Source organism: Pseudonocardia yuanmonensis (genome assembly GCF_039542425.1).
Classification (GTDB): Bacteria; Actinomycetota; Actinomycetes; order Mycobacteriales; family Pseudonocardiaceae; genus Pseudonocardia; species Pseudonocardia yuanmonensis.
Genome location: NZ_BAABIC010000004.1, coordinates 399,668 through 411,164 on the forward strand (window position 1 = coordinate 399,668; position 11,497 = coordinate 411,164).

Genomic DNA, 11,497 nt, shown 5'->3' on the forward strand with positions numbered 1-11,497 from the left:
CCTCCGACTCGCGTGCAACCGCCCCAAGGATCTCACGAACCGGACGAACGGGACCAGCACAGCTCGATCGGGTGATCCGGGCCACAGGATGCATGCCGAATGCACTCGAGGGACAGGGTTGCATCGGCAACGCATTGCGATATATCGTGATGGCACACGAGCTACTGAGGAAGGCTCAGAGGAGGCTCGAGAACCACGAAGGAGACCGACATGTCTGCCATGAACCCGCCCTGGGACGCCCCGTTCGGCGGCCCCCGCTTCGGTGGGCGCCGCGGGCGCCCGCACACCCGTCCGCCCTTCGGCCCCGGCTCCGGGCCGGACATCACCGTGAACATCGACTCCGAGCCGGCCGGCGAGGGCGGCGAGCGCCGCCGCGGCCGGCGCGGCGGGCCGCGCTTCGGCCCCGGCGGGCCGTTCGGGCCCGGCTTCGGGCCCGGCTTCGGGCCGGGCGGCCCGTTCGGCCCGGGCTTCGGCCCCCGCGGACGGGGCGGCCTCGGCCCGCGCGGCCGACGCGGGCGCCGCACCAACCGCGGCGACGTCCGGCTGGCCGTGCTCGCCCTGGTCGCCGAGCAGCCGCGGCACGGCTACGAGATCATCCAGGAGATCGGCGAGCGCTCCGGCGGCCGCTGGCGCCCGAGTCCCGGCTCCGTCTACCCGACCCTGAACCAGCTCGAGGACGAGGGCCTCGTCCGCGTCGAGCAGGCCGAGGGGCGCCGGGTCGTCCACCTCACCGACGAGGGCACCCGGTACGTCGAGGAGCACCGCGAGGAGCTCGACAAGGTGTGGGCCGCGTTCGCCGGCGACGGCGAGGAGGGCCCGGAGACCGCGCTGTGGGAGCAGCTCGGCCAGCTCCACGCCGCCGCCCAGCAGGTCATGGCGGCCGGCACGCCCGAGCAGGTCGAGCAGGCCACCGCCGCGCTGACCGAGGCGCGCAAGACCATCTACCGCCTGCTGGCCGAGTAAGCCACAGGCACGAACGGCGCTCTCGCTCACGTGTAGTGAGCGAGAGCGCCGTTCGTGTGTCGGGGGTCAGCAGTCCCGCAGCTCCGGGGACTGGTTGAGGATCTGCCCGCGCGGGCTGATGAACTCGCGGTAGATCTCGGAGTCCACGGCGGCCGGCGCGAAGGCGGCGACCCGGTGGCAGTTCTGGAAGGCCAGGACCACGCCGAAGTGCCGCTCGAGGGCGCCGCGGATCGAGGTGCTCGCGAGCGCCCGCAGCAGCTGGCCGCGCTCCTTCTCCGAGGGCGGCGGGACCTCGTGCTCGCCGAAGGGCCTGTCGCCGGTGCGGTCGGCGGCGGCCGCCGACACGACCTCCCAGGCGTACGGCAGGGAGTCGCGGACGACGGCGAGGAACTGCGCGTCGTCCATCTCGCGGCGCTCGGCGGCCTCGAGGACGGCGGTGGGGACGTCGAGGGACATGGCTTCCTTTCTGCAGGTGAACGGGGGTCGTGCGCGGCAACTGCCCTTCTAGGGGCAGGTGCCGCTCACGGGGTAGGGGAGGTCGGGAACCACCTGGGCGGCAAGGTCGACCCCGGTGGCGCCGTCGCCCCAGGCCCGGGCGTTGCGGAGGTGGAAGTGCACGGTGTCGCGGTGGTAGGCCGCCCAGTCGCGGGTGCGGCCGTCGAGGTCGGCGAGGATCCGCGCCAGCACCGTGAGGTTGGCGGGTTCCAGCTCGTCGACGGACCGGACCCGGCCGCGCTCGGCGGCGCGGACCCAGGCGGACTGGGAGAAGCAGCCGAGCAGCGCGCCGCCGACCTCCTCGCGGAGGTAGGCCACGTCCTCGGCGTCCGTGACCTTGTTGCCGACCACCCGCAGCGCCACGCCGTGGTCGGCCGCGTGGGCGGCGTACTGCCGGTACACGCCGACCCCGCGCCGGGTCGGCTCGCATACCAGCACGGTCAGGTCGAAGCGGGTGAACAGGCCGGAGGCGAAGGCGTCCGCCCCGGCGGTCATGTCGACGGCGACGTACTCCCCCGGCCCGTCGACGAGGTGGTTGAGGTAGAGCTCGACCGCGCCGGTCTTCGAGTGGTAGCAGGCCACCCCGATGTCGGACTCGTCGAACTCCCCGGTCACCAGGTAGCGCACGCCGCCGACCTCGGCGGAGTAGCGGCGCAGCAGCTCACCGGCAGGGTCGAGGTCGAGGAGCCGGGAGCCGGGGCCGGGCGGCGTCGTCTTGATCATCACGTCGGCCGAGGGCAGCAGCGGGTTCTCGCCGCGCAGGTGGTCCTTCAGCCAGGTCAGGTCACCGCCCAGGGCACGCGGCGGCGCGGCGTCCGGATCCGCCCCCAGCGCGACGCCGAGGTGCTGGTTGATGTCCGCGTCGATCGCCAGGACCGGCAGGCCCCGGCTCGCCACGTAGCGCGCGAAGAGCGCCGCCGTCGTCGTCTTGCCGCTCCCGCCCTTGCCGACGAACGCGATCCGCACCGTTCCCGCTCCCCTCCGTCGTCCGAGGATGGTAACGGTAACGATGTTCACCAACGGGTGATCGACTCGGGGGTGCCCTACGTGCGGGCGCGGCGCTCCCGGACGAACTCGCGCAGCGTGGGGACGACGGTGCCGGCCTCCCGGAGGTTGCGGCGGGCCCGCGCACGCATCACGACGATCCCCACCAGGGCGATCGCCCAGAGGGCGTACTGCACCGTCCAGGCCGCGCGGAACGCACCGGGTGTGTAGCCGCCGAGCACGTCGAGCACCAGCCCGATCACCAGGGCCAGCACGAGCGAGGCCGAGAACCCGCCGACGTTGACGATCCCGACCGCCGTGCCCTGCCGCCGGCTCGGGTTGAAGGTGCGCGCGTAGTCGAACCCGACCATCGAGCCGGGCGGGCCCAGCGCGAGCACGACGACCAGCACGACGAGCAGCCACAGCGGTGCGGGCGGCGGGATCAGCAGCACGATCGTCCACATCGCGGCGGTCAGCACGATCACCCCGATGACCAGGTACGACCGGCGGAAGGGGTGCCGCGCGGTGAAGGTGCCGAACACCGGGCCCGCGACGATCCCGACGCCCACGAGCAGGGTCAGCAGCGCGCTCGCCGTCCCCTGCCCGACGCCCTGCCCCGCGACCAGGTACGGCACGCCCCAGAGCAGACCGAACACCGTCCCGGAGAACTGCGTGCCCATGTGCGTGAAGAAGCCGAGGCGGGTGCCGGGCTCGCGCCACGAGGAGCGCAGCCCGTCGAGCACCTCGCGCGGGGTCGGCGCGTCCGGCCGGACCGGGCCGCCGGGCGGGCTCTCCCGGAACACCGCGAGCACGGCCAGCGCGGACAGCACGCCGAGGCCCGCCGCCGCGAGGAAGGCCGGCGTCCAGCCCGGGCCGTGCAGGATCGCCGCGAGCGGGACCGCGGAGAGCACCTGCCCGATCTGCCCGAGGAGGCCGGTGAGCTGGGTCAGCACCGGCACCCGGCGGGCCGGGAACCACGCGCCCAGCACGGACAGCACGCTGATGAAGGTGAAGGCGTCCCCGGCACCGACCAGCACGCGCGCGGCGATGGCCAGCGGCAGCGAGGTCGCGAGCGCCAGCGTGGCCTGGCCGGCCGCCATCAGCACGGCGCCGGCGAGCACCAGGGCCTTCGCGCCGAAGCGGTCCAGCAGGACACCGGTGGGGACCTGCAGCGACGCGTAGACCAGCAGCTGCAGCACCACAAACCCGGAGAGCAGCGCCGGGGTCGCGCCGAACCGCTCGGCCGCGTCGAGCCCGGCGACACCGAACGACGTCCGGTGCATGACCCCCACGAGATAGGCCAGAAGCCCTGCCGACCAGACCAGATACGCGCGCCAGCTCCCCATGACGCATCGATCGTCCGTCATCGGACGACGACACGCCCGGTCGCGCCGACGACGTCACGCCCGTCCGGGCGGGATCACATCTCCCGGCCCGCGGTCCGACGGCCGTCCTCGGAACCGGGACGATCGCCCACACGGCCGCGAATGGGGGGATGCTGTGCAGGCGGCCGGGCGTTGCACGCGAGGATGGAGCCCACGAGGGCCGCCGACGAGGAGGTACGACAGGTGCTGGATCCCGCGGAGCTGTACCGGGTCGAGGAGGGCGTGACCGCCAACCCCGACGGGTCGGTGCTGCTGGTGGTGCTCGACGGGTTCGTCGACGCCGGCGGTGCGGGGCGGCTCGCGGTCGAGGCGCTGCGCGAGGGCAGGGAGCCGCGCACGCTCGCCTCCTTCGACGTCGACCAGCTCGTCGACTACCGCTCGCGCCGCCCGCCGCTGACCTTCGACACCGACCGGTGGGTGGCCTACGAGCCCCCGGAGCTCGAGGTCGTCGCCCTCACCGACGCCGCCGACGCCGAGTTCCTGCTGCTCGCCGGCCCCGAGCCGGACACCCAGTGGGAGCGGTTCGTGGCCGCGCTGGAGCAGCTCGTGCGCCGGCTGAACATCCGGCTCGTCGTGACCCTGCAGGGCATCCCGATGGCCGTGCCACACACCCGCCCGATCGGGGTCACCGCGCACGCGTCGCGCAAGGAGCTCGTCGAGGGACACGAGCCCTGGTTCGCCGAGGCCCAGGTCCCCGGCAGCGCCGCGGCGCTGCTGGAGTACCGGCTCGGCGAGGCCGGGATCGACGCGATGGGCTTCGCGGTCCACGTGCCGCACTACCTGGCCCGCGCCGAGTACCCGCAGGCCGCGCGCACGCTGCTGGACCACACCGCCGTCGCGACCGGGCTCTACCTGTCCACCGAGGAGCTGACGAAGGCCGCGGAGCGGACGGACGCGGAGATCGCCGAGCAGGTGGCGGGGTCGACCGAGGTCGCCGAGGTCGTCGAGGCGCTGGAGAAGCAGTACGACGCCGTCGCGGCCGGCCGCGAGCGCGGGGCCGGCGGGCTCGGCGGGGACCTGCCCAGCGCCGACGAGCTGGCCGCCGAGGTCGAGCGCTTCCTCGCCGACCAGGGCGACGACAAGGACGGCGGGTTCGGCGAGGGCGGCGAACCCGGCCGCTGAGTTCGGCCGCTCCGCGGGCACGTGCTGGTACGCGGCGGTCGCAGTCACGCGTGGGCCTCAGCCCACGCACAGGCGGGCCACAGGATCGGGGCGGACTCTCGGTGGTGCGGCGCGGTGGCGTCGGCCGGAATCCCCCCTCACGGCCCGCCCCGCGCCCCCTACCTCGGGAGGTGCCCGCATGACCCCGGCGACGATCCCCGGGCGGCCGACGGACCGCCTGCCCCGCCCCGACGAGCCTCCCGCGCCCCGCACGTCGCCGGACGCCGCTCCGGGACCGGCGCTCTCGGACACCCAGCCGCTGCGGCGGGCGCCGGCCGGGCGTCGGCGCGGGACCGCCGCCTCCGCCTCGGTGCGCGGCAAGCGCCGCGTCGCCGCGGACGCGGTCGCGGTGCAGGGCACGGGCGCGGACCTCGCGCTCGCGGTCGCGGACGGCGTCGTCGACCCGGCCGTGATCGCGATGGCCGTCGGGATCGCGGCCGACGTGGCCACCGCCGTGGCCCCGGGCGCCGGGTCGCGGGAGGCGCTGCTCGCCGCGCGGGACGCGGTCCGCCTCGAGCCCGGCGCGGACGACGCGGTCATGGTCGTCGCGGCCGGCCTGCCCGGCGGCGGCTGGACGGTGTCCTGGGTCGGCGACTGCCGCGCCCTGGTCGTCACCGAGCGCGGCGTCACGCGGCTCACCCACGACCACACCGTCGCGCAGTGGCTCCGCGACCGCGGCAAGGACGTCGTCCCGGCCTGGGAGCACATCGTCATGACGACGGTCGGCAGCGCCGACCCCGCGGTCGTCGGCCACGCCCGCGGGCCGGTCGGACCGGGCACGCTGGTGCTGCTCAGCGACGGCGTGCACCGCGCCCTCGACGACGAGACGATCGCCTTCCTCGTCCGCCGGGCCGGTGAACCCGCCCGGGCCGCGCGGGACCTGGTCGACGCCGCCCTCACCGCGGGCACCACGGACAACGCGTCCGCGATCGTTGTCCCGCTCCCCGCGGAGTGGGCGGCGTCCTGACCCCCTCCTGACCCCGCCCTGACCCGGCCGGGCCCGACCCGGCCTACAGCAGGTCGAGCGCCGCGGCGACCACGCTGTCCGCGTCGATGCCGTGGTAGCGGTACACGCTCTCGAGGTCGCCGGACTGCCCGAACCGCGTCACGCCCAGGTGCGTGGCGCGCACCTGGTTGATCCCGGCGAGGAAGGCCAGCGTGTGCGGGTGCCCGTCGAGCAGGGTCACCAGCGGCGTCGCGCGCCGCGCCGGGAAGGCGGCGTCGAGGATCCAGGTGTCCGCGGTGCCGAACCGGGCGCCGCGCCCGGCCCGCGCCTGCACCGCGTCGAACAGCAGCCCCGGGCTGGTCACCACGACGACGTCGACGGCCGTGCCCAGCGACTCCAGCCGCTCGGCCGCGACCAGCGCCTCGGGCACCATCGCGCCCATCGCCGCGATCGTCAGCGCGGGCTCGCCGTCGGCGCGCCGGATCGGGTACGCCCCGGCCACGACCTGCCGGCGCCGCCGCTCGCGGGCCGCCGGGTCCGCCGGCACCGCGGCCAGCGACTGGTCCACCGGCCGGGTCGACAGGCGCAGGTAGGCGCTGGTCCCGTCCGGGCGGCCGAGCCGGGCCAGCGACGCCAGCAGGGTCCACTCGACATCGATCGCGAAGGCCGGCTCGTAGGTGATGCAGCCCGGCTGCTCCAGCCCCACCGACGGGGTGGTGATCGACTGGTGCGCCCCGCCCTCGGGCGCGAGCGACACCCCGGACGGCGTGCCGACCAGGATCGACTGCCCGCCCGCGTAGATCCCGAAGGACCACGGCTCGAGGGCGCGCTCGACGAACGGGTCGTAGAGCACCCCGATGGGCAGCAGCGGCCGGCCCCACCGGCTCCAGGTCGCGCCGAGCTCGCCCAGCGCCCCGACCAGGTTGCCCTCGGCGATGCCCAGCTCGATGTGCTGGCCCGTCGGCCGCTCCCGCCAGTGCAGGATCGTCTCCGGGTCGTCGTCGAACCAGTCCTTGCGCTCGGCGGGCGACCACACCCCGACCTTGTTCACCCAGCCGCCGAGGTTGGTCGACGAGCTGACGTCCGGGCACAGCGTGACCACCCGCCGGGCCACCTCGGGCGCCTCCCGGGTCAGGTCGAGCAGCGCGCGGCCCAGCGCGGCCTGCGTGGTCGCGCGGCCGGACGGCGTCCGGCCGATGTCGGTGGGCAGGGCCGGGACGTCCACCCCCTCGACCGGCTCGCGCCGCAGCCGCTCGGCGGTCTCCGCGCACAGCCGGCCGGCCGGGCTGTCCGGGCCGAAGCGCTGCCAGGGGGCGTCGAGCGACATGCCCGAGCGCTCCGCCAGCTCGCCGAGCTGCCCGGCCGACAGCAGCGACGAGTGGTTCTGCGGGTGCCCCTCGCTGGCCAGCCCGAAGCCCTTGACCGTGTAGGCGAACACGACGGTCGGGCGGTCGTCGTCGATCTGCGCGAACGCGTCCCCCACGGCCTGCAGGTCGTGCCCGCCGAGGTTGCGGATCGCGGCGTGCAGGGTGGCGTCGTCGAGGGTGCCGACGAGCTGCTCCAGCTCCGGCGAGTCCGGCAGCCGCTCGCGCAGCTGGGCCGGGGTGCAGCGCAGCAACCGCTGGTACTCGGGGTTGGACATCTCGTCGATCCGCCGCCGCAGTGCCTCGCCCCCGGACCGGGTGAACAGCTCGTGCAGGAGCCGGCCGTACTTGACCGTGAGCACCTGCCAGCCGGCCGCGGCGAACATGCCCTGCAGCCGCGGCGCGCCGATGTTCGGCACCACCCGGTCCAGGCTCTGCCGGTTCAGGTCGACGATCCACACGACCTCGCCCAGCTCGGCGACCATCGGGTCGAGGATCGCCTCCCACACCGCGCCCTCGTCCAGCTCGGCGTCGCCGACCAGCGAGTACTGCCGCCCGGCGCCGGCCTGCTCGCCCAGCGTGGTGATGTAGCGGCGGGCCAGCGCACCCCAGATCGGCGCGGTGGCGCCGATGCCGACCGAGCCCGTCGAGTAGTCGACCGGGTCCGGGTCCTTCGACCGCGACGGGTAGCTCTGCAGCCCGCCGAAGGCCCGCAGCGTGGTCAGGTACGACTCGTCGAGCTCGCCCAGCAGGTAGTTGATCGCGTGCAGCACCGGCGAGGCGTGCGGCTTGACCGAGACCCGGTCCCCGGAGCGCAGGTGCTCGAACCACAGCGCGGTCATCAGCGTGGTCATCGACGCCGACGACGCCTGGTGCCCGCCCACCTTGAGCCCCGTCGGGTTGGGCCGGACCCGGTTGGCGTGGTCGATGATCGCGGTGGAGAGCCAGCGCACCCGCTGCTCGATCTCCCCCAGTACCGCGAGCCGGTCGGTGCCGGCGGGCCGGGAGTCGGAGACGGCGGTCATCGGGGGCTCCTCTCGTGCATGCTGCCCGACGAGCGCACCACCGATACGCTCGCTGCACAAGTCGGAGCCGGAAAAGCGTGCATCCTGCACGCCGTCGCGGTTCGGCGCGCGGAGGAGGCGGGCAGGATGCACAGGGCTGGGCGAGCCGGGAGACCGGCCCCGATCGACGCCATCGACGCCCGCCTGCTGCTCGCCCTCGCCGAGAACCCGCGCGGCACGGCCCTGGCGCTCGCCGAGCACGCGGGACTGTCCCGCAACACCGTGCAGGCCCGGCTCACCCGGCTCGAGGAGAGCGGGGTGCTGGGCAGTGTCGAGCGGCGGATCGACCCCGCGGCGCTCGGCTACCCGCTGACCGCGTACGTGACCGTCACGGTGGTGCAGCGCAAGCTCGACCCGGTCGCCGACGCGCTGGCCGCGGTGCCGGAGGTCGTCGAGGTCCTCGGCATGACGGGCGAGGGCGACCTGCTCGTGCAGGCCGTCGCGCGGGACGCCGACGACCTCTACCGCATCGCCGGCCTGCTGCTCGCGATCGACGGCGTGGAGCGGACCACCACGGCGCTCGTCATGCGGCGGCTGGTCGACCACCGGGTCACCGCGCTGGTGGAGCGCGTCGCCACCGGGACCCGGTGAGGGAGCGCCGCGGCAGCCCTGGGCGGGAGCGCCGCTCGTGCGGTGCCGACCGCCCCGTTCGCTAGCGTCCGTCCATGAGCTCCCTGCTGCCGTCGACCGAACGCACCCTGCTCGCCCGCGTCGCCCGCGCGCAGCGGGACGGGCGCTGCCCCTCCCTCGTCGCCGGCGTGGTCCGCGACGGTGCCCTGGCCTGGTCCACCGGGCGCGGCACGGTGGACGAGCCGCACACGGACGTCCAGTACCGGCTCGGCTCGATCTCCAAGACCGTCTGTGCGATCACGGTGCTGCGGCTGCGCGACGAGGGCCTGCTCGACCTCGACGATCCCCTCGAGAAGCACGTGCCCGGCACCCCGCTCGGCGACCGCACCCTCACCCAGCTGCTCTCGCACACCGCCGGCGCGACCTCGGAGAGCCCGGGGCCCTGGTGGGAGCGCACGCCCGGCGGCACCCTCGACGACCTCGGGCTGGCCGGGGAGCACCGGGTCCTGCCCGGCGGACGCCGGTTCCACTACTCCAACCTCGGCTTCGGGCTGCTCGGCGAGCTGGTCGCGCGCGTGCGCGGGCGGGCGTGGGACGAGGTGGCCCGGGACGAGGTGCTGCTCCCGCTCGGGATGGGCCGCACCACCCCGCGCCCGGAGGGCCGCGCCGCCCGGGGCTACGCCGTGCACCCGTGGTCGGACGAGGTGCTGGCCGAGCCCGAGCACCACGCGGGCGTGATGGCCGCGGCCGGGCAGCTGTGGGCCACCGCCGCGGACCTCGCCCGGCTCGGCGCGTTCCTGCTCGGCGACACCGGCGAGGTGCTCTGCCCGGCGACCGTCGAGGAGATGACGATCCCGGCGGGCGTCGACTTCTCGGGGCCGAACTGGTCGTCGTACGGGCTGGGCGTGCAGGTGCAGAAGCACGAGGACCGCACGCTCGTCGGGCACGGCGGCTCGATGCCCGGCTTCCTCGCCGGGCTGTGGGCCGACCGCGAGGAGGGCACCGCCGCGCTCGCCCTCGCCAACGTCACCTCCGGGCTGGACGGCGCCCTCCCCGCCCGGCTGCTGGCCGACCTCCGGGCCGCCGAGCCGACCGTCGTCGAGGCCTGGGCCCCCGCGCCCTCGCCGGTGCCCGCCGACCTGCTCGGGCCCTGGTACTGGGGCCCCTCCCCGTACGTGCTGCGGGCGGTGCCGGGCGGGCTGCTGCACCTGGGCGGCCTCGGCCGGCCCGGCCGGTCCTCCCGGTTCCGGCCCCGGCAGGACGGCACGTGGGTGGGCCTCGACGGGTACTTCGCGGGCGAGACGCTGCGGCTCGACCCGGTCGCGCTGAACCTGGCGACCTTCGTCCTCACCCGGACCCCCTACGACCCGGACGCCCCGGTTTCGGGCGGCGTGGACGGGCGCGGGTGGTTTACGCCATGACGTTCGGGTAACGATCCGGGTCGCGTCGGCGTCCGTCGTCGCTGGTCGACGCGGCGTTCACGCTGGTGAGCGCGTCGCGCAACGGACAGCGCCACGCGGAACGACAAGTGACGGAGCGGTTGACTCCGCCCGTCCTGGGATCGATGGTGACGGACGCACATGGACCGGACCGACTCAGGTGAGGGGGGAGCCCGCCCCGGCGGGACGCCACGGATGACAGTCAAGGAACCCACCACCGGCGGCCCGGCCTCAGGCCAGGGCCCGGAGGACAGCACACCCAGATCCACCGCCGACACCTCGACGGTGCCCGAGGGCGGCGGCGCCGCCGAACAGCGGAAGCCGACCGACAAGGTCGTCTTCGGCGTCTCGGCGGCCCTGGTCGTCGCCTTCATCGTCTGGGGCATCGCGGGCACGGAGAGCCTGTCGGGCGTCGCGAGCGCGGTGCTCGGCGCCGTCATGAGCGGCGGCGGCTGGTTCTTCATCCTCGCCGCCTCCGGCTTCGTGGTCTTCGCGATCTGGCTCGCCGCGAGCCGCTACGGCAAGATCCCGCTGGGCCGGGACGACGAGGGCCCGGAGTTCCGGACGTCCTCGTGGGTCGCGATGATGTTCTCCGCGGGCATGGGCATCGGCCTGATGTTCTGGGGCGCGGCCGAGCCGCTGTCCTTCTTCACCTCGCCGCCGCCCGGCAGCGGCGCCGCGCCCGGCAGCCCGCAGGCGCTCGACGCCGCGATGTCGACCGCGCTGTTCCACTGGACCCTGCACCCGTGGTCGATCTACGCCGTCGTCGGGCTCGCGATCGCCTACGGCACCTTCCGCAAGGGCCGCAGCCAGCTGATCTCGGCCGCGTTCGCTCCCCTGCTGGGCACCCGCCGCACCGAGGGTCCGCTCGGCAAGGCCATCGACATCTTCGCGATCTTCGCGACCCTGTTCGGATCCGCGGCCTCGCTCGGCCTCGGCGCCCTGCAGATCGGCGGCGGCCTCGAGGCGACCGGCTGGATGAACAACCCGGGCAGCGGGCTGCTCGTCGGCATCATCGTGGTGCTGACCATCGCGTTCATCGCCTCCGCGGTCAGCGGCGTGGCCAAGGGCATCCAGTACCTCAGCAACATCAACATGGTGCTCGCCGCCATCCTGGCGTTCTTCG

The 11,497-nt window shown here is 74.9% G+C and carries 10 protein-coding genes; 6 read left to right on the forward strand and 4 right to left on the reverse strand.

What is annotated here, in order from left to right; translation table 11 throughout:
• Positions 1-210 precede the first annotated feature (210 nt).
• Positions 211-963: a PadR family transcriptional regulator gene (locus tag ABD990_RS08395; protein ID WP_345379516.1), complete on the forward strand. Its 753-nt coding sequence runs from the start codon at positions 211-213 to the stop codon at positions 961-963.
• Between the two features lie 66 nt (positions 964-1,029).
• On the opposite strand, the gene ABD990_RS08400 is transcribed toward ABD990_RS08395, so the two are convergent.
• From ABD990_RS08400 to ABD990_RS08410, 3 genes are all read right to left on the reverse strand, one after another.
• Positions 1,030-1,419: an SCO5389 family protein gene (locus ABD990_RS08400; protein ID WP_345379517.1), complete on the reverse strand. Its 390-nt coding sequence runs from the start codon at positions 1,417-1,419 to the stop codon at positions 1,030-1,032.
• 48 nt (positions 1,420-1,467) lie between these two features.
• On the reverse strand, positions 1,468-2,424 hold the full coding sequence (locus tag ABD990_RS08405) for an ATP-binding protein (RefSeq protein ID WP_345379518.1): 957 nt from the start codon (positions 2,422-2,424) through the stop codon (positions 1,468-1,470).
• A gap of 77 nt (positions 2,425-2,501) precedes the next feature.
• On the reverse strand, positions 2,502-3,809 hold the full coding sequence (locus tag ABD990_RS08410) for an MFS transporter (RefSeq protein ID WP_345379520.1): 1,308 nt from the start codon (positions 3,807-3,809) through the stop codon (positions 2,502-2,504).
• Between the two features lie 201 nt (positions 3,810-4,010).
• Between ABD990_RS08410 and ABD990_RS08415 the strand changes: the two genes are divergently transcribed.
• Together ABD990_RS08415 and ABD990_RS08420 are read left to right on the forward strand one after the other, a co-directional pair.
• Positions 4,011-4,949: a proteasome assembly chaperone family protein gene (locus tag ABD990_RS08415; protein ID WP_345379521.1), complete on the forward strand. Its 939-nt coding sequence runs from the start codon at positions 4,011-4,013 to the stop codon at positions 4,947-4,949.
• A gap of 178 nt (positions 4,950-5,127) precedes the next feature.
• A complete protein-coding gene (locus ABD990_RS08420) occupies positions 5,128-5,955 on the forward strand; it encodes a PP2C family protein-serine/threonine phosphatase (protein WP_345379523.1) in 828 nt (275 codons plus the stop codon).
• A gap of 43 nt (positions 5,956-5,998) precedes the next feature.
• On the opposite strand, the gene ABD990_RS08425 is transcribed toward ABD990_RS08420, so the two are convergent.
• On the reverse strand, positions 5,999-8,323 hold the full coding sequence (locus ABD990_RS08425; protein ID WP_345379525.1) for a transketolase-like TK C-terminal-containing protein: 2,325 nt from the start codon (positions 8,321-8,323) through the stop codon (positions 5,999-6,001).
• Positions 8,324-8,449: 126 nt separating this feature from the next.
• Between ABD990_RS08425 and ABD990_RS08430 the strand changes: the two genes are divergently transcribed.
• The 3 genes from ABD990_RS08430 to ABD990_RS08440 all read left to right on the forward strand — a co-directional run.
• Positions 8,450-8,953 (forward strand): Lrp/AsnC family transcriptional regulator, encoded by a 504-nt coding sequence (locus tag ABD990_RS08430; RefSeq protein ID WP_345379527.1) that lies wholly within the window; start codon positions 8,450-8,452, stop codon positions 8,951-8,953.
• Positions 8,954-9,027: 74 nt separating this feature from the next.
• Entirely contained in the window at positions 9,028-10,353 is a 1,326-nt protein-coding gene (locus ABD990_RS08435) for a serine hydrolase domain-containing protein (RefSeq protein WP_345379528.1), read from the forward strand.
• Between the two features lie 213 nt (positions 10,354-10,566).
• Positions 10,567-11,497: BCCT family transporter (locus ABD990_RS08440; protein WP_345379530.1), on the forward strand; the 931-nt coding region annotated here is incomplete at its 3' end.

Excerpts from the sequence above, each read along its gene's own strand:
- ABD990_RS08395 (WP_345379516.1), top strand. The coding sequence starts at position 211 with ATGTCTGCCATGAACCCGCCCTGGGACGCCCCGTTCGGCGGCCCCCGC.
- ABD990_RS08400 (WP_345379517.1), bottom strand. The coding sequence starts at position 1,419 with ATGTCCCTCGACGTCCCCACCGCCGTCCTCGAGGCCGCCGAGCGCCGC.
- ABD990_RS08410 (WP_345379520.1), bottom strand. The coding sequence starts at position 3,809 with ATGACGGACGATCGATGCGTCATGGGGAGCTGGCGCGCGTATCTGGTC.
- ABD990_RS08420 (WP_345379523.1), top strand. The coding sequence starts at position 5,128 with ATGACCCCGGCGACGATCCCCGGGCGGCCGACGGACCGCCTGCCCCGC.
- ABD990_RS08425 (WP_345379525.1), bottom strand. The coding sequence starts at position 8,323 with ATGACCGCCGTCTCCGACTCCCGGCCCGCCGGCACCGACCGGCTCGCG.
- ABD990_RS08430 (WP_345379527.1), top strand. The coding sequence starts at position 8,450 with ATGCACAGGGCTGGGCGAGCCGGGAGACCGGCCCCGATCGACGCCATC.
- ABD990_RS08435 (WP_345379528.1), top strand. The coding sequence starts at position 9,028 with ATGAGCTCCCTGCTGCCGTCGACCGAACGCACCCTGCTCGCCCGCGTC.